The organism is Saccharospirillum sp., assembly GCF_039982735.1.
Lineage (GTDB): Bacteria > Pseudomonadota > Gammaproteobacteria > Pseudomonadales > Natronospirillaceae > Saccharospirillum.
Window position 1 is genome coordinate 1 of the sequence record NZ_JBDWXV010000008.1, and the last position, 17,072, is coordinate 17,072.

Consider the following 17,072-nt stretch of genomic DNA (forward strand, 5'->3'; position numbering starts at 1 on the left):
CGCGTATTCTACGCCTCCGCTCCGTTGTGTCAACTCTTTTATTAAGAAATGTTCTTTAGAATCAGTTCTTTAGAGCCTTCACTTCATCCCGCCTCTCGGCTGGTTGGAGCCGCTGTTCGGTCACAGCGGAGGCGCATTATAAAGATGCGGCCTCCCCAGTCAAGCCCCTTATGTACCCTGATCCCATAATGTTTCATAGACACGGGAAATACCCGCTACTTCGTTATTCAGACTGAACTGGTCACGCACCTTTTGGCGGCCTGCCTGTTTCAGGCGATTCAGTAATTCAGGAGAGGTCAGCAAGCGTTCAATCGCCTCGGCAATCTGGGGTGAAGACTCCAGGTCAACCAGAAAGCCAGACTCAGCTTCGTCCACCATCGCCTCATAGGCACCTGTCCTGCTGGCGATAATCGCTGTTCCGGACACCATAGCCTCTATGGGAACCAGCCCAAAACCTTCATACCGGGCAGGCGCACAGACGATATCAAGTTGGCTATATAGAAGTGGCATTTGATCTGAGCTGACTTCATCCAGGAAGAACACGCGCTCCAGCACACCGGCCGCAGCCAGTTTTTCCCTAAGCTGGCGCGCAAACCCCTGGTATTGGGACGTGACTTTCCCGGCGATAACAGCACAGGCGTCCGGATGATTCGGCAAGGTTGCGCAGAGCGCATCAACAAACAGGTCGGTCCCCTTCTCGGGTCGAACCCGTCCTATAATGCCCAGACGCCGGGTGTAGCTGCTCCATGGATGAGCTTGGCCGTTTTCAATGGCTGTACCATTTAACTCAAACCGCTCAATGTCTACACCATGCGGCACTACGGCGGCTATGTCAGTCAGGCAGTCGGCGGCCCGGTCACTGGTGGCTATAACGGAGTCCATACGGGCGATCAATTGCCTCGGATACCAACTATGTCGACGAATGGCGGCACTGGTAAACACCAGCTTTACCGGCATTCTCAATACATCCCGGGCGAGAATCCCCCAGAACATCTCATTATTACGCCGTACATGCCAGATGCGAAACGGACGCCGGGCAGGTGGACGGGCCATAACTCGAAAGCCTTCCCATAAAGACCGGGCAACAACATTACCCTCGGAACGACTGGCCAGAAACAGCAGATGATAGCGTTTGTCCAACTCAGGAAGTACCGAACGAATGGACGCGCTTACTCCGGTTATCCGGTGATGCAGGTCTGACAGAACCAGCTCACAAGAGCCGGCTGCGGAATTACCCCCGGTGCGCTTTGGCAAGGTATTCCTCCGATTGCATTTCCTGCAAACGACTAACCGTTCGTCTGAATTCAAACCCCAGTCGCCCATCCTGGTACAGTGTCTCTATGTCTGCCTCTGCACTCATCAGCAGTTTCACCTTGCGGTCGTAAAATTCATCGACCAGATTGATAAAGCGCCGGGCCTTGTCATCGTTCTTGCCATGAAACACGGGGACGTTACTGATCAGCACGGCATGGAAGCACTGGGCGATTTCAATATAGTCGTTCTGACTTCTGGGTCCATCACACAGCGCATCAAAATCAAACCAGACAACGTCTTCGCACAACCGCTGAGTCCTGATATTCCGGCCAAGCACATCAAGTGATTGCTGTTCTTCAACCGCCTCCAGATCAGGAGCCAGCTTCTCAAAGCTGGACGCCAGCGAGGCTTCTGCTGCTGCATCGGCAGGAGTGTGAAAAATTTTTACCTGAGTCAGCGTCCGCAGGCGGTAATCAACCCCACCATCAACGTTCATCACCCGGGTATACTTTTTAACCAGATCGATGGCTGGTAGAAATAGTGGGCGCTGCAGGCCGTCTTTGTAGAGGCCATCAGGCTCAATGTTGGAGGTGGCAACCAGTGTCACCCCGCGTTTGAACAGGGCGCGCAGCAAATTGGCAAGAATCATCGCATCGCCAATGTCGGATACAAAAAACTCGTCAAAACACAGAACCCGCGCTTCGTGACTGATCTCCTCAGCCACTCCTTCAAGCGGATTGGCCTGACCACGATGGTCTTTCAAACCCTGGTGTACGCGTCGCATAAAGTGGTGAAAGTGCATGCGCCGCTTATCATCAAACGGTAGGGTGTCAAAAAAGGTATCCATCAGGTAGGTCTTGCCGCGTCCCACGCCGCCCCAGAAATATAAGCCGGTCACCGGCTCATTTTGCTTGCGAAACATCCGGGTCAGGCGCCCGGCGATGCTTGCTTCGTCGGCACGCTGATCTATCAATTGGTCGTAAAGTTGCTGCAATGCCTTGACGGCTTCTTCCTGAGCCGGATCATGGGAGAAGCCCTCTTTGCTAAGATCGGCCTGATATCGCGTCCAGGGTGTGCTCATCCGTTGCTCCGGGCAGGGTGTGAAGGGGTCGGAATTTTACGGGAACCATTTGCACAATCAATGACTGTCAGGCACAAATGTTTCTCACGCCATGCATTTTTAAAGGCTTTATACTGACATCACTGCCCGCCGGGGCAGCACGACAGACACATCGCTTCATCTATACTGTGTCTGGTAAGAGGCTTAATGGAGAACACAATGCTGCAACTGGACTGGATCACCTTCATCGTCATAATCGTCATAGCACTGCTCGCCGGTGCAGTCTTGAGCCGTCTGTGGGGCAAGGCACAGGGAGAGGACCCCAATGGACTGAAGCGTCAATTGGAGGATTTGAAGCGCCAGCATCAGAACTACCAGATCAATGTTACCGAGCACTTTAGCCGCACCACAGAGTTGATCGACAATCTGAATCAGAGTTATGCCAGCATCCGCGACCACCTGAACCAGGGCGCCGACCAACTGGTCGCTCCCGAGTATCGCCTGGAATCGGCCCGTGCCGGTGGTGAAGACCTGCAGGACCTGGCCCCGCAACCCGCTGCAAGCAGCAGTGACTTTGACATGCCCAGAGACTACGCCACCAAAACCCCCAAAGACATTGGCATGCTGTCGGAATCCTTTGGTTTCACCCGGGTAGAAGAAGCCGACGCCGCCGCAGGTAAGACCCCCGCCGACACCAAAGCGGAAACGGCTTCTAAAAAGTCGCGATAGATCTATTCCCAAACGTTCTTAAAAGCCTAACAACAATAACAAAAAGCTTTGATATAGTTCGCCCAGATCACTTCTGTACTGGACGAACTATGTCACACGACGTATTTACCCATCTCAAACAGCTTGAAGCCGAAAGCATCCACATCATTCGTGAAGTGGCGGCCGAGTTTGATAACCCGGTCATGCTCTACTCCATAGGCAAAGACTCCGCCGTCATGCTGCATCTGGCGCGCAAGGCCTTTTTCCCCGGGAGATTGCCGTTTAAGCTGATGCACGTCGATACCGGCTGGAAATTCAAGGAAATGTACGAATTCCGGGATCGGCTGATTGAGGAATATGACCTCGACCTGATCGTCCATCGCAACGAAGACGGTCTTCGCCAGGGCATCAACCCGTTCGACCATGGCAGCGCCAAACATACCGATATTATGAAAACCCAGGCGCTCAAACAGGCTCTGGACCTGCATCGCTTTGATGCGGCATTTGGCGGTGCCCGGCGAGATGAAGAGAAGTCCCGGGCCAAGGAGCGCGTTTACTCCTTCCGCGACCGAAACCACCGCTGGGACCCTAAGAATCAGCGTCCGGAGCTGTGGAACATCTACAACGGCAAGATCAACCGGGGGGAGAGCATCCGGGTATTCCCGCTGTCCAACTGGACAGAGCTGGATATCTGGCAGTACATCCACCTGGAATCCATCCCCATCGTCCCGCTGTATTTCTCGGCCAAACGTCCCGTTGTCGAGCGCGACGGCATGTTGCTGAACATCAACGACGACCGCATGAAGCTGCGCCCGGATGAAGAAGTTCAGCACAAGTCGGTGCGGTTCAGAACCCTCGGCTGTTATCCGCTGACCGGCGCGGTTGAATCAACGGCGACCACCCTGCCCGAGATCATTCAGGAAATGTTGCTGACCACCACCAGTGAACGTCAGGGCCGCGCCATCGACCACGATTCATCAGGTTCCATGGAAAAGAAAAAGCAGGAAGGCTATTTCTGATTCAACCGACCGATTTTGTTTGAGCGCCAACTGGCATTAGAGGCGCAATGCATGAGGAATACAGACCCATGGCACACCAGTCCGATTTGATTGCTCAGGACATCGATGAGTACCTGAAGCAACATGAACAGAAAGAACTGCTGCGGTTTTTAACCTGCGGCAGCGTCGATGACGGCAAGTCCACCCTGATCGGGCGACTGCTGCACGACTCGAAAATGATCTATGAAGATCAGTTGGCGGCAATCGAAAAAGACAGCCGCAAGTCCGGCACCACCGGTGAGAAGATAGATCTGGCCTTGCTGGTCGATGGTCTGCAGGCAGAGCGTGAACAAGGCATCACCATTGATGTGGCTTACCGCTATTTCTCGACCAACAAGCGCAAGTTCATCATTGCCGACACCCCGGGGCATGAACAGTACACCCGCAACATGGCGACCGGTGCTTCCACCAGTGATTTGGCGATCATCCTGATCGATGCGCGCTACGGTGTGCAGACCCAAACCCGCCGGCACAGCTACATTGCCAGCCTGCTGGGCCTGAAACATGTGATCGTGGCGGTGAACAAGATGGATCTGGTGGATTTCAGCCAGTCACGCTTTGAAGAGATTCAGGCTGACTATCTGGCCTTTACCGAGCAACTGACGCTGCCAGATATCCGTTTCGTGCCCATTTCCGCCCTCGATGGCGACAATGTGGTCACACTCAGTGAACGCTCTCCCTGGTACCCCGGCCCAACGCTGATTGAGTTGCTGGAAACCCTGGAGATCAACCGCGACAGCGACCAGAGCCAGTTCCGCTTGCCGGTGCAGTACGTCAACCGGCCCGACCTCAACTTTCGGGGGTTTGCCGGTACCGTGGCGTCTGGTGAGATAAAACCCGGCGACAAAGTCAGCGTGCTGCCAAGCGGTTTGTCCTCCACCGTGGAGCGCATTGTAACCTTCGATGGTGATCTCGACCGGGCACATGCAGGCCAGGCGATTACGCTGACGCTGACCGACGAAATCGACATCAGTCGTGGCGACATGCTGGTCGGTGCCAACCAGTCGCCGCTGGTCGCTCAGGCGTTTCAGGCCAAGCTGGTGTGGATGCATGACGATGCCATGGTGCCGGGTCGACAGTACGATTTTAAAGTGGGAACCCAGACCGCCACCGGCCAGTTCACCCGCCTGGATCGCCAGATCGACGTGAACAGCCTGAACACCATCGACACCGAAACCTTGCCTCTGAATGGCATTGGTGACGTTCGACTGCAACTGAACAAAACCATCGTTGCCGACCCCTATCGCAGTCACCGGGCGACGGGAGCCTTCATAGTGGTAGACCGGCTGAGCAACATCACCGTCGGTGCTGGCATGATCGAGAGTGCCGCCGATGTGTCAGACAGCCACCCGGTTAGCGAAAACGAACGTCGGGCCCGGTACCGTCAGCAACCGGTATCACTGGTGCTTGCCGTGGAGAATGCTGCCGAGCAGGCGGTGAAAATCGAGCGGGCCTTGTTCGATCTGGGTCACGTCAGTGCCATTATCCGGCCAGACGATGCGCTGGCGGTCGCTCCTTACCTGGAAGCGGCCGGGTTGATCGCGATTATCGCCGGTGAATCGGACGCGCCATTTGGCATCAAGATCAAGGATGCCAACCCCAGGGCGGTGATTGCACTGCTGCGCGATGAAGGCGTCATCGAAGACTGATCTGCCCGTGGCAGGATGCCGGCAGAAGCTGGCATCCTGCCGGGTACCGGTACCTAAACCGGAATGGGCAAGTCGATAAACTCCACCGATAAGCCAAACCGTTGCGCCAGGTGCAAGCCCAGCGCCGCGGGCCCTCCCCGCTCCGTGGCATGATGCCCGGCTGCAAAATAATGCACGCCGCTTTCACGGGCCAGGTGCACCGTCGGCTCACTGATCTCCCCGGACACAAACGCATCTACACCGGCATCTATGGCCTGTTGCAGGAACCCCTGCGCCGCCCCGGTACACCAGGCGAGGGTCTCGATCGGGTCCTCTGATTCCCCAATGTGCAACACCTCGAATTCAAGCGCCTCAGACAATTGCTGGCGCAGGCTGGCACCGGTGTGCTCGCCGTCAACCTCACCCAGCATCACCAGGCTGTCATCGATTTGCCCGGTCACGTTCCACCCCATCAGACGCGCCAACTGAGTGTTGTTGCCAACCTCCGGATGAGCATCCAGCGGCAAGTGATAGGCATAGAGATTAATGTTGTTTGCCAGCAACGCAGCCAGCCGGTTGCGTTTGATGCCCGTCAGTGGCGCGGCCTCTCCTTTCCAGAAATAGCCATGATGAACCAGAATGGCATCGGCCTGCCGGTCAATGGCCTCGTCTATCAGGCGCTGGCTCGCCGTCACCCCGGTCACCAGTCGCCGGATGTCAGCCTTACCTTCAACTTGCAAGCCATTGGGGCAATAATCGCTGAACCGGGAAACCGCCAGATAGTCGTTCAGGTAGTCAGTCAGCTCGTCACGGTGCAAGGTCATGTTGATCAACTCTGCTCGATAGAAAACGGAGTCTCAGTGTACACCAATTCGATCACCGCGCTGACCGTGACCAGAGCACGATCGATTCAGCCGCCAGCGATAACTCCCAACCCCGTTCGGCAGGCTTCAAACTGCCCTCACCAGCGTGGTGCTGCCAGTCTGCCGCGAGCGGTAACAGGGCATCAACCACGTCGATGTCACAGCCACCACCCCGGTTCAGCGCCACCAGACACTGTGAATCGGCCAGTACGCGGGCAAACACCATAACGTCGCCCACCGCATAAAGCGGCACCAGGGCACCGCCTTGCAGGGCAGGCAGCTGTTTGCGCAGTTGAACCCAATCTTGGGTAAACGCCAGGGTTTCCGCGTGCCATTCAGATTCGTCCCAGGAGAAACAGCGGCGACAATCCGGGTCATCGCCACCCGGCAGGCTGATTTCATCGCCATAATACAGACAGGGCGTGCCGACGTAGGTTAGCAAGAACCCCAGTGCCATCCGGTATTTCGGCTGATGACCATTTAACAGCGTAATAAACCGACGCGTGTCATGGCTATCGAGCTGGTTTAGCTGGGCCAGTTGCTGGGCAAAGGGAATCTGGCTGCGAGCCTGCGCCAGCCAGTGTGCAAGGCTGGCTGCGTCCAGTTGCAGCGGATCATAGCGGTTGTCGCATCCGGCCAGGAAAGCGCGAATGGGGTGAGTGAAACCGTAATAATTCATCGCGCCGTCTTCCTGGTCGCCCTGCAACCAGGACGTGGCCTCGAAAAAATGCTCCCCGAGCAAGTACGCATCGGGATTTTCGGATTTAATCGCCTGACGAATGATGCGCACGGTGTCAGCATTGTTTGCGGCACCAGGGCCATGGCCCATCATATGGATCACATCCATGCGCCAACCATCGATGGCATAGGGCGGCCTTAGCCAGTGCTTGATAACGGCCGATTCACCGGTCAGCAGATCACGCAGATTGTCCGGGTAGGCCATGTCCAGCACGGGTAAGCCGGCATGCCCTTTCCAGCTCACGTAATCCGACGTCTGATCGCCGGTGAACACATAGCGGGCTCGTGCTTCGGGGTCATTCAGTTGTGCCGCAATAAACCAGGGATGAAACACGCTGGTGTGATTGAACACGGCATCCAGTACCAGCCGCATGCCTCGCTGATGCAGCTGTGCCGACAACTCTGCAAGCGCTGCCTCGCCCCCCAGGTGAGCATCGACCTTAAGGTAATTCTCAGCGTCGTATTTGTGGTTACTGCGTGAGCTGAAGATAGGATTCAGATACAGGGCGGTGACGCCCAGTGTCTGTTGCAGGTAATCCAGTTTTTGCACTATGCCCGGCAAATCGCCGCCAAAGAACTCGTTTCCGCCCTGTTCAGGATTTGGCCGCTCACCCCAACGCCGGCGAATGGTCGACGGCCCGTCCATGCCGTCATATTGGTGGCTCGCGGGGGTTGACCGCGGGTCGCCACAATGAAATCGATCCGGAAAGATCTGATAAAACACCTGAGCCGATATCCATTCGGGTACGGTGTGATACCTTGAGATGCGAAAGACTTCGGTCAGCGGAGGCATCGCCGTGCAAAGCCCGGAGGCACTAACCCAGCAAGAACGCTCCGGCCAGACCAGCTTGAACGCATAGAGCGTAAGGTCCTGATGAGGTGCCCAATCAGTCTCGGCCTGATACCAGACCCAGCCACTCTCTGACCGCACGGGTTTCATGGCACAGAGCTGTTCCTCGTTGTCGGGTTCAGTTCGCAGATAGACGGTATCGGGCTGGTCTCCTTTCAAGGCCAGTGTCAGGCTCAGGTGGATATCAGAACGGCCCAAATACCCCGGAATGGCCTGGTGAAATACGCAAACAGTCATTCGATGAAAATCCTCTGCCCTGGGTTGACCCTATTAGAGCAGAGCATGACGATAAATCGCAGAAGGAAAAGGCAGGAGGGAGGAAATGGCGCCGGGTTCGCCCCCAGCGCAAAAGGTACGAATCAGGCGTTATGCAAATGCCGTTCGAGTACACTTAACAGTTGTTGATTTTCTGACTCAAACGACACCGTAATGCGTACGCAATCGGCCAGTAACGGATGGCTGCCATCGAGTTTCTTGATCAATATACCGGCGTCTCGCAAGGCGGCATGCAAGGCGGCTGCCTGGCCGGGGCCGGTGCGAACCAGTAAGAAATTGGCTTGGCTGTCGTAAACCTTCAATCCGGGAAGTGCTGCCAACTGTTGTTGCAACACATGGCGCTGGCGCGTCAGTTCAGCGGTTTGCTGTTCGAAGACGTCAAAATGCTCCAAGGCAAACTGCGCGGACAATTGCGTCAGATTATTGATGTTGTAAGGCAACCTCAGCTTGTTGATCTGCTCAAGCCAGGCCGGATCACCAATCAGAATACCCAGACGCAAGCCTGCCAAACCGACCTTTGACAGGGTGCGCATGATCAGCAAATTGGGGTAGTCGTCCAGCCAGTTCAGATAGTCGGCCTCGGTGAAGGCGGTGTAGGCTTCATCCATCACCACCAGGCCGGGGGCCGCTTCAATGATGCGACGCAGTTTTTCATCACCCCAGAGATTGCCGGTTGGGTTATTGGGTTGCGCCAGAAACACAACGGCCGGCTGTTCCCGCTCAATACGGCTGAGCATGAGCTCAAGATCCAGCTCAAACTCGGCCGTCAATGGCACACCGACATAGTCCATGCCCAGATAGCGAGCAATCATCCGGTACATTACAAAACTGGGTTCTGGCGCCAGTATCGTGCGGTCTGCTCCGGATACGGCCATGGCGATTAACTGAATCAGTTCATCGGAGCCGTTGCCAAGTAGGATGTCCCAATGCGGGTCGATGTTCATGACGGTTCGCAGAGCAGCCTTGACCCCAGGCGCTTCCGGATGGGGGTAGCGGTTCACCTGTGCATCAGCCAGCACGCCTTGCCACTCTGCGGTCAGGGCGTCCGGCCAGCCATAGGGGTTTTCCATCGCATCCAGTTTCAACAGGCCCTTGGAATCAGGTACCGGATAAGCCGCCAAGCTGGTGATGTCGGGCCTTACCCAGCGGTGAACCTGGGTATCAACCTGGTCGCGCAGTTCAGTCATCCAGCCGCTTCTCCGCACTGCGAGCGTGAGCCGTCAGCAACTCGCCACGCGCAAGTACTGACGCCACTGCGCCCAGGGTTTTAGCACCTTCGGCCGACACGCCAATGATGGAGCTGCGTTTTTGAAAATCATAAACCCCCAGCGGCGAAAAGAAGCGCGCGGTACCGCTGGTCGGCAAGACGTGATTGGGCCCCGCACAGTAATCACCCAGCGCTTCCGGAGTGTGGCGTCCCAGAAAAATCGCGCCCGCGTGACGAATACGGTGCAGCCAGGCATGCGGGTCTTCGATTGACAATTCGAGGTGCTCGGGGGCGATACGATTGATCAGATCGACGGCGTCATCCAGCGTATCCACCTTGATGAAGGCACCGCGCGCGTTCAGCGAGTCGCGTATGATATCGGCGCGTTCCAGCGTCGGCAGCAAGCGTTGAATGGCGGCTTCAACCGAGTTCAGATAATCGGCGTCGTGGCTGATTAGAATGGCCTGGGCATCCGGGTCGTGCTCAGCTTGAGAGAACAGATCGAGGGCTATCCAGTCCGGGTCGGTTTTGCCATCGCACACCACCAGTATTTCACTGGGGCCGGCAATCATATCGATCCCGACTTTGCCAAACACTTGCTTTTTGGCTGTGGCAACGAAGATATTGCCCGGGCCGACAATTTTGTCAACCGCCGGTACGGTATCGGTACCATAGGCCAGCGCAGCGATTGCCTGGGCACCGCCCATCAGAAAGACCCGGTCGATGCGAGCTACATGGGCAGCACCGAGAACAAAGTCATTCACCTTGCCGTCCGGAGCGGGTGTGGCCATCACCACTTCGCGCACACCGGCCACTTTGGCAGGCATGGCGTTCATGATTACCGAGGAGGCCAGTGGCGCGGTTCCGCCCGGTACGTAAATACCCACCCGGTCCATCGCCGTAACCTGCTGGCCAAGCACGGTACCGTCTGCTTCGGTGTAACTCCAGCTCTCGCTAAGCTGGCGCTGGTGATAGGACTCAACCCGCTCGGCAGCGATGCCGAGCGCTTGCTGCTGTTCCGCAGGCAAGCGATGGTAGCCCGCTTCAATGGCGGCTTTGTCGAGCACGAGGGAAGACGCTGTGGATACATCAAACCGGTCGAATTGCCGTGAATATTCCAACAAGGCCTCATCGCCACGATGTCGGATGTTATCGATCACGGTCGCGACGGTCTGCTGCACGTCGGCATCTGAAACAGACTCCCACGCCAGCAACGCATCCAGTTGCTGGTTAAAGTCACCGGCTGACGCTTCCAGGCGTCGTATCGTGATCTCGGACATGCGGTTCAAGCCTCTTGATTAGTACCAACTATGGATGAGCGAGATGATGCGATCGTCTCTTTCAATCAGGCCCTGACGGCAGACGACTGTACGGCCGCCGCCAGCGTCTCAATAATGGGGTTGATGCGGTCATCTTTCAATTTGAGCGCCAGACGACTGGCCACCAGACGGCTGCTGATGTCGGCAATATGCTCTTCAACCACCAGCCCGTTAGCCTTCAGCGTGTTGCCGGTGTCGACGATATCGACAATGCAATCCGCCAGTTTCATGATCGGAGCCAGTTCCATACCGCCATAAAGCTTGATCAGATCAACCTGGCGGCCCTGCTCTGAGAAATACTGCTTGGCAACTCGCACAAATTTGGTTGCAACCTTCATTCTACCCGCTATTTCAGGGGCATCCTTAAGGCGAGCGGTCATCAGTCGGCAGCGCGCGATTTGCAGATCAAGCACTTCATACATTTCTTCCGCGCCGTGCTCCATCAGCACATCCTTGCCTGCCACACCGAGATCCGCTACACCATACTCTACATAGGTTGGCACATCGGTGGCCCGAATAACGATGAACTGAACATCAGACCGGGTGGTCTCGAAGATCAGCTTGCGGGAAGTATGAATGTCTTCAAGCGGCTCGATACCGGCCGCTGCAAACAACGGCAGGGTTTCCTTGAGAATCCGCCCTTTGGACAGGGCGATGGTAATTTTATCCGACGGAGTTGATGTCGCTTGAGGGTTTTGCACTGCGTTGTCCTGTGTTGGATCCCGATTCCGGCGTCGGGCCAGGCAGCTAAGAGATTCGCTGCGGGCCCTGATGGGACTCGGGCGGCTTAGCCCGTGACCCGTTTGATCGTTGCACCCAATTGCTGCAACTTTTCTTCGATGCATTCGTAACCACGGTCGATGTGGTAAATCCGGTCGACAAGCGTATCGCCTTCAGCGACCAGACCGGCCAGCACCAATGACGCAGACGCTCTCAGGTCGGTCGCCATCACGGGCGCGCCGGTCAGCTTTGAGCAGCCGGTAATGACCACGGTGTTACCCTTGATCCGGGCATTGGCGCCCATCCGCTCCAGTTCGTTGATGTGCATGAACCGGTTTTCAAACACCGTCTCTTCAACCGTACCTACGCCATCGGCAATGGCGTTCAACGCGGTAAACTGGGCCTGCATGTCCGTCGGGAACGCCGGGTACGGGGCTGTCGTGATATTAACCGCCCGGACTCTCTGGCCATGCATGTCCAGTACGATCCAGTCGTCGCCCTGAGTGATTTCTGCGCCAGCTTCGCGCAACTTGATCAGCACCGAATCCAGTGTATCCGGATCGACGTCGCGCAGTTTCACCCGGCCACCGGTAATGGCCGCAGCGACCAGATAGGTGCCTGCTTCGATGCGGTCCGGCAACACGGAGTAATCGGCTTCATGGAGGCGCTCAACCCCCTCCACCGTAATGGTGTCGGTGCCGGCACCGCGAATGTTGGCTCCCATCGCAATGAGGCATTGAGCCAAATCGACCACTTCTGGTTCCTTGGCTGCATTCTCGATGACGGATGTTCCTTCGGCCAGCGCCGCGGCCATCAGAATGTTTTCAGTACCGGTAACGGTGACGGTATCAAAGAAGATACGAGCGCCCTTCAGCCGGCCATTTGACCGTGCCTTGATGTAACCATCGGATACATCAATATGGGCGCCCATCGCCTCAAGCCCACGAATATGCAGGTCTACCGGCCGGCTACCGATGGCACAACCCCCGGGCAGAGATACATTGGCTTCGCCAAAGTGAGCCAGCAACGGTCCCAGCACCAGAATCGACGCGCGCATGGTCTTAACCAGCTCGTAAGGGGCCGTGCAATTCTTGATGTTTCCCGCACAGACTTCGACACTCATGTCTTCACCGACGGTGACGTCTACGCCCATGCAACCGAGCAACTCGATCATGGTGGTAATATCGTTCAGATGCGGCAGGTTGCGCACTGTTACCGGGTCTTTGGTCAGCAAGGTGGCCGCGATGATCGGCAAGGCCGCATTCTTGGCACCGGAGACACGGATCTCGCCATTCAGGCGACTACCGCCGGTAATCAATAATTTATCCAAGGTTCACTTCTCCTGACCGGACCATTCTTCCGGGGTGAACAGCGCCATAGACACTGCATGAATGTCACCCGAAGTGATTTTTTCATTCAGCACCCCGTAGACCTGCTGCTGACGCTGAACCGGGCGTTTGCCGGCAAAGGCATCATCGATGATCCGGACCGTAAATTTGGCGCCACCCCCATCGACTTCAATGGTTGCGCCGGGAAAGGCGGCGGCGAGCATGGCCTTAATTTCGTCTGCGGACATGGTACTTCCTGCTTGGGTATGAATGTAAAGGGGCGGGGATTATACGGAAAATACAGACAAACCGAAATGATCTGTGCCTCAAAACCAGGGCCGGCCTGAATGGCCGGCCAACCCGTTACTGGAACTGCTCTTCATCGAACGTTTCAGCCGTCGTACGTTCCCATTCATCGATGGTAGCGTCCAGGTCTCCGCCGGTGTCGCGGTAGATCTGATCAAACTGGGATTTGAAGGTCACGCCCAGGTTAACGCCGTTTACAATCACATTCTGCATTCGCCAGTCGTCCGCTTCGCGACTGTAGTAAACACTCTGCACCATGGGGTATTCCTGGCCATCCGGGGACACCACATTCAGGTTCACACGGGTATTGCGTACGGTATTCTCACTGTCGTTTTGACTGGGCAGCAATTCGACCTCAAAGGAACCAAAATTATAGAGGCCACCCGCATAGGTGTTGATCATGCTTCGCTTGAATACTTCAAGAAAGCGTAATTTCTGTTCCTGCGTAGACGATTCCAGCAGCTCCTGACCCATGATACGACTGACGATAACGGTATACCCGATCAGGGGGTCCAATACTTCACCCACTTCCTCCAGATAGGCCTGCCGATCTCCTGCACTGCCTTGCTCACTGTGTTTCTTAACCACCTCCAGCACGGCGTTGACACCGTCCATAACACTCTGTCCGGCAGGCTTACTGGGTGTGAATGCCTGTACCTGGCTGGCCACCAGCAAGATGCCAGCTAGCATGAGTGCACGTACCGCTCCAATGTATTTCATAATAAAGGCTCCCGATGTCCCTTTTTGTCCAGCCTACAGCTTAGGCCTGAATCCGACCTGAATCGACCCCCCATCAGTCATAACCCTGCGTAAATAAAGAAAAAATTTGCGCGAAGCTGCCGCTGTGCAACCCCTTCAGACCAGGAGGCATTGTGGTATTCTACCTAACCTATAACACAGGACCGAACAACGTCCGACCGGACCAGGCAGCCTTATTACGATGAAACCACACCTTAATTACCTGACGTCAGCCCGACGCACACTTGATCTGGAAATCAAAGCACTGCAGGGGCTGACCACGCACCTCGACAGCGCCTTTGAGCAAGCCTGCGAGCGGGTATTGGCCTGCAAGGGGCGTGTAGTGGTGACCGGTATGGGCAAGTCCGGTCACATCGGCAACAAACTGGCGGCGACGCTGGCCAGCACCGGCACCCCGGCATTCTTTGTTCATCCGGGTGAAGCAAGCCATGGTGATATGGGCATGATCACCGAGCAGGATGTCGTCATTGCCCTGTCAAACTCAGGGGAAGTGGCCGAAATCGTCACCCTGATCCCTCTGATCAAACGGCTCGGTGCGGGCCTGATCGGCATGACCGGCAACCCAGACAGCACTCTGGGGCGCTCGTCCGATGCCCACATTTACTGCGGTGTCGAGCAGGAAGCCTGCCCGCTGAACCTGGCGCCCACTTCCTCTACGACGGCCGCACTGGTGATGGGCGATGCGCTGGCCATTGCCTTGCTGGAGGCCCGGGGTTTCACCGCCGATGATTTCGCCTTTTCCCACCCGGGTGGAAGCCTGGGTCGCAAATTGCTGCTGAAAATTGGCGACATCATGCATACCGGCCTGGAAATCCCCGTGGTGGAACCCGACACCCTGCTGCGCGATGCGTTGCTGGAAATGACCCGAAAAGGGCTCGGCATGACCACCATCATCAGCGCCGAAGGCGATTTGCTGGGGGTTTTCACCGACGGCGACTTGCGCCGTACCCTGGATCAGGGCATCGATATTCTGACCACACCCATCCGCGCCGTCTTGCACAGCGGCGCCTACACCATGCACCCCGACCAACTGGCCGCCCAGGCGCTCTATGAAATGGAAGAACGCAAGATCACCTCACTGGTGATCGTAGACGCTGGCCAGACCGCGGGTGTGATTCACCTGCACGACATCCTTCGCGCCGGGGTTGCCTGATGGCCAACCGGCGCCGCACCCTGATTGTCGCGACCAGTCTGGGGCTGGTCGCGCTCGCCATCTGGTGGCAATCCGGCCAGGATGAAACCGCGGGACGAGCCCGGCTGGATCTGCCCGAAAACGCGCCGGATCTTTATATCGAACAACCGGATCAAACCCGTTTTGACGCCACAGGCCAACCCGAATTGCGGGCACAGGCCGAGTCTCTGGCCTATTATGAGAGCAATGGCGAAAGCCTGATGACACGGCCGGTAATGACCGTACTGTCCAGCCCTGACCAGCCGTGGAAAATCACATCTGACCAGGCCGTACTGTTCAACGACGGCAGTATGAATTTTGAACAAAACGTTGAAGTGATCGAACAGCAAACACCAGAAGGCATGCAACTCTATACCGACTGGCTTCGGGTCGAGCAGAATGGTCGCTTCGTCACAACGCCCAGGCCTGTTAGACTGCTGCAACCCGGACAGGAGGCCCGCGGTATCGGAATGGACGCCATACTGACCGGTGAGGATTCCGACATAACGCTCAAATCAGAGGTATCGATTCGCTATGACGCGAACTGAGACAACCCGCCTACATCACTGCCACTTCACCTTCCTGGTGCTTCTGGCCCTGACCTCCCTGGTTGTCCAGCCTGTGTGGGCGTTGCCAGGCGATCGTGATCAGCCAATGACGATCACCGCTGATGAGGGCAATTTCAAAAGCAGTCGGGGTGAAGCCACCTTCACCGGCAACGTTTACTTGAAACAGGGCACACTGGAAGTCTGGGCAGATACCCTGGATGTGCGCCGCGACCCGGAAACCGGTGACATTACCTTCCTCGAAGCCAAAGGCGAACCGGCCCGGTACCAGGAACTTCCCAGTGAGGAAGATGGCCTGATTGAAGTGAGGGGCTCGCGCATTGAGTACCGGCCCGATGAAGACCTGATCATCACCGAAGGCAACGGCCACCTGACACAGGCCGGCAGCGACATTGAAGCCGACTACATCCGCTACAACCTGCTCGATGAATCACTGGATGTGCGGTCCCGACGCAGCACCGAAAGTAACGATGATGCGCCCCAGGCTACCTGGACCCTGCAACCGGGAGCGATGGACTGAATGGCACTGCTGGAAGCAAAGAACCTGGCAAAGAGTTACAAAAAGCGGCCCGTTGTGCGCGATGTCAGCCTCAGTGTTGAAAAAGGCCAGATCGTTGGCCTGTTAGGACCGAACGGTGCCGGCAAAACCACCTGTTTCTACATGATTGTTGGCCTGGTACCGGCCGACAACGGCGAGGTTCTGATTGGTGACAAAAGCGTCACCCGTCTGCCCATGCATGCCCGGGCCCGACAGGGGATCGGCTACCTGCCGCAGGAAGCGTCCATCTTTCGCAAGTTGACGGTACAGGATAATATTCTGGGCGTTCTGCAAACCCGCAAAGACCTGTCTCGCAGCGCGCAAAAACAGCAGTTGGAGTCTTTGCTGGGTGAATTTAACATTACCCATATTCGTGACAGTCTGGGTATGGCATTGTCTGGGGGGGAACGGCGCCGTGTCGAAATCGCCCGGGCGCTGGCGATGGAACCGGCTGTCATTCTGCTGGATGAACCCTTTGCCGGGGTCGACCCCATTTCAGTCGGCGATATTAAAGCTATAATCCATCACTTGAGAGATCGCGGCATTGGTGTTCTGATCACCGACCACAACGTCCGGGAGACCCTCGACATCTGCGAAAAAGCCTACATCGTGGGTAACGGCCACATCATTGCAGAAGGGACAGCGGAGGACGTTTTGAACAACGCCACCGTTCGTGAAGTGTATTTAGGCGACCAATTCCGCTTATAACCATGGCCAAAGGCA

General features: G+C 56.4%; 17 protein-coding genes. 7 read left to right on the forward strand and 10 right to left on the reverse strand.

The features are described 5' to 3' along the window. Positions 1-168: 168 nt before the first annotated feature. Both ABJT94_RS04635 and zapE read right to left on the reverse strand, forming a co-directional pair. Entirely contained in the window at positions 169-1,254 is a 1,086-nt protein-coding gene (locus ABJT94_RS04635) for a glycosyltransferase family 4 protein (protein WP_348474156.1), read from the reverse strand. Next, on the reverse strand, positions 1,232-2,335 hold the full coding sequence (zapE, locus tag ABJT94_RS04640; RefSeq protein ID WP_348474157.1) for a cell division protein ZapE: 1,104 nt from the start codon (positions 2,333-2,335) through the stop codon (positions 1,232-1,234). Before zapE ends, ABJT94_RS04635 begins: the two co-directional genes overlap by 23 nt. A 186-nt stretch (positions 2,336-2,521) precedes the next feature. On the opposite strand from zapE, the gene ABJT94_RS04645 reads away from it, so the two are divergent. The 3 genes from ABJT94_RS04645 (at position 2,522) to cysN (ending at position 5,729) form a co-directional block, all read left to right on the forward strand. Further along, entirely contained in the window at positions 2,522-3,043 is a 522-nt protein-coding gene (locus ABJT94_RS04645; RefSeq protein WP_348474158.1) for a DUF1043 family protein, read from the forward strand. A gap of 89 nt (positions 3,044-3,132) precedes the next feature. Next, positions 3,133-4,041 carry a sulfate adenylyltransferase subunit CysD gene (gene cysD, locus ABJT94_RS04650; RefSeq protein WP_348474159.1) on the forward strand — a complete coding sequence of 303 codons (909 nt, stop codon included), beginning with the start codon at positions 3,133-3,135 and terminating at the stop codon, positions 4,039-4,041. Positions 4,042-4,109: 68 nt separating this feature from the next. Beyond that, positions 4,110-5,729 carry a sulfate adenylyltransferase subunit CysN gene (gene cysN / locus ABJT94_RS04655; protein WP_348474160.1) on the forward strand — a complete coding sequence of 540 codons (1,620 nt, stop codon included), beginning with the start codon at positions 4,110-4,112 and terminating at the stop codon, positions 5,727-5,729. A gap of 53 nt (positions 5,730-5,782) precedes the next feature. Here the strand turns inward: cysN and ABJT94_RS04660 are convergent, their stop codons facing one another. The 8 genes from ABJT94_RS04660 to ABJT94_RS04695 form a co-directional block, all read right to left on the reverse strand. Further along, entirely contained in the window at positions 5,783-6,532 is a 750-nt protein-coding gene (locus ABJT94_RS04660) for a Nif3-like dinuclear metal center hexameric protein (RefSeq protein ID WP_348474161.1), read from the reverse strand. Positions 6,533-6,584: 52 nt separating this feature from the next. Continuing rightward, positions 6,585-8,396: a maltodextrin glucosidase gene (gene malZ, locus ABJT94_RS04665; protein WP_348474162.1), complete on the reverse strand. Its 1,812-nt coding sequence runs from the start codon at positions 8,394-8,396 to the stop codon at positions 6,585-6,587. Between the two features lie 122 nt (positions 8,397-8,518). Then, the gene (gene hisC / locus ABJT94_RS04670; protein ID WP_348474163.1) at positions 8,519-9,622 is read right to left on the reverse strand and encodes a histidinol-phosphate transaminase; all 1,104 of its coding nucleotides are present in this window, start codon (positions 9,620-9,622) and stop codon (positions 8,519-8,521) included. Continuing rightward, positions 9,615-10,922 carry a histidinol dehydrogenase gene (hisD, locus tag ABJT94_RS04675; RefSeq protein WP_348474164.1) on the reverse strand — a complete coding sequence of 436 codons (1,308 nt, stop codon included), beginning with the start codon at positions 10,920-10,922 and terminating at the stop codon, positions 9,615-9,617. Before hisD ends, hisC begins: the two co-directional genes overlap by 8 nt. Before the next feature lie 65 nt (positions 10,923-10,987). Further along, the gene (hisG, locus tag ABJT94_RS04680; protein WP_348474165.1) at positions 10,988-11,662 is read right to left on the reverse strand and encodes an ATP phosphoribosyltransferase; all 675 of its coding nucleotides are present in this window, start codon (positions 11,660-11,662) and stop codon (positions 10,988-10,990) included. Between the two features lie 86 nt (positions 11,663-11,748). Then, on the reverse strand, positions 11,749-13,011 hold the full coding sequence (gene murA, locus ABJT94_RS04685; protein WP_348474166.1) for a UDP-N-acetylglucosamine 1-carboxyvinyltransferase: 1,263 nt from the start codon (positions 13,009-13,011) through the stop codon (positions 11,749-11,751). 3 nt (positions 13,012-13,014) lie between these two features. Then, positions 13,015-13,257 carry a BolA/IbaG family iron-sulfur metabolism protein gene (locus ABJT94_RS04690; protein ID WP_213679216.1) on the reverse strand — a complete coding sequence of 81 codons (243 nt, stop codon included), beginning with the start codon at positions 13,255-13,257 and terminating at the stop codon, positions 13,015-13,017. 115 nt (positions 13,258-13,372) lie between these two features. Beyond that, entirely contained in the window at positions 13,373-14,035 is a 663-nt protein-coding gene (locus tag ABJT94_RS04695; RefSeq protein WP_348474167.1) for an ABC transporter substrate-binding protein, read from the reverse strand. Positions 14,036-14,255: 220 nt separating this feature from the next. Here ABJT94_RS04695 and ABJT94_RS04700 point away from each other — a divergent pair, with 220 nt between their 5' ends. From ABJT94_RS04700 to lptB, 4 genes are read left to right on the forward strand one after another with little or no spacing between them, the layout of a single operon-like run. Further along, positions 14,256-15,227, forward strand: a complete 972-nt coding sequence (locus ABJT94_RS04700; RefSeq protein ID WP_348474168.1) for a KpsF/GutQ family sugar-phosphate isomerase — start codon at positions 14,256-14,258, stop codon at positions 15,225-15,227. Then, on the forward strand, positions 15,227-15,793 hold the full coding sequence (gene lptC, locus ABJT94_RS04705) for an LPS export ABC transporter periplasmic protein LptC (protein ID WP_348474169.1): 567 nt from the start codon (positions 15,227-15,229) through the stop codon (positions 15,791-15,793). Before ABJT94_RS04700 ends, lptC begins: the two co-directional genes overlap by 1 nt. Then, on the forward strand, positions 15,780-16,331 hold the full coding sequence (gene lptA, locus ABJT94_RS04710; RefSeq protein WP_348474170.1) for a lipopolysaccharide transport periplasmic protein LptA: 552 nt from the start codon (positions 15,780-15,782) through the stop codon (positions 16,329-16,331). Before lptC ends, lptA begins: the two co-directional genes overlap by 14 nt. Beyond that, entirely contained in the window at positions 16,332-17,057 is a 726-nt protein-coding gene (gene lptB / locus ABJT94_RS04715; RefSeq protein ID WP_127556300.1) for an LPS export ABC transporter ATP-binding protein, read from the forward strand. Positions 17,058-17,072 lie beyond the last annotated feature (15 nt).

Excerpts from the sequence above, each read along its gene's own strand:
- hisC (WP_348474163.1), bottom strand. The coding sequence starts at position 9,622 with ATGACTGAACTGCGCGACCAGGTTGATACCCAGGTTCACCGCTGGGTA.
- ABJT94_RS04660 (WP_348474161.1), bottom strand. The coding sequence starts at position 6,532 with ATGACCTTGCACCGTGACGAGCTGACTGACTACCTGAACGACTATCTG.
- cysD (WP_348474159.1), top strand. The coding sequence starts at position 3,133 with ATGTCACACGACGTATTTACCCATCTCAAACAGCTTGAAGCCGAAAGC.
- ABJT94_RS04700 (WP_348474168.1), top strand. The coding sequence starts at position 14,256 with ATGAAACCACACCTTAATTACCTGACGTCAGCCCGACGCACACTTGAT.
- cysN (WP_348474160.1), top strand. The coding sequence starts at position 4,110 with ATGGCACACCAGTCCGATTTGATTGCTCAGGACATCGATGAGTACCTG.
- ABJT94_RS04690 (WP_213679216.1), bottom strand. The coding sequence starts at position 13,257 with ATGTCCGCAGACGAAATTAAGGCCATGCTCGCCGCCGCCTTTCCCGGC.
- zapE (WP_348474157.1), bottom strand. The coding sequence starts at position 2,335 with ATGAGCACACCCTGGACGCGATATCAGGCCGATCTTAGCAAAGAGGGC.
- lptC (WP_348474169.1), top strand. The coding sequence starts at position 15,227 with ATGGCCAACCGGCGCCGCACCCTGATTGTCGCGACCAGTCTGGGGCTG.
- hisD (WP_348474164.1), bottom strand. The coding sequence starts at position 10,922 with ATGTCCGAGATCACGATACGACGCCTGGAAGCGTCAGCCGGTGACTTT.
- ABJT94_RS04645 (WP_348474158.1), top strand. The coding sequence starts at position 2,522 with ATGGAGAACACAATGCTGCAACTGGACTGGATCACCTTCATCGTCATA.
- ABJT94_RS04695 (WP_348474167.1), bottom strand. The coding sequence starts at position 14,035 with ATGAAATACATTGGAGCGGTACGTGCACTCATGCTAGCTGGCATCTTG.
- lptB (WP_127556300.1), top strand. The coding sequence starts at position 16,332 with ATGGCACTGCTGGAAGCAAAGAACCTGGCAAAGAGTTACAAAAAGCGG.
- malZ (WP_348474162.1), bottom strand. The coding sequence starts at position 8,396 with ATGACTGTTTGCGTATTTCACCAGGCCATTCCGGGGTATTTGGGCCGT.
- lptA (WP_348474170.1), top strand. The coding sequence starts at position 15,780 with ATGACGCGAACTGAGACAACCCGCCTACATCACTGCCACTTCACCTTC.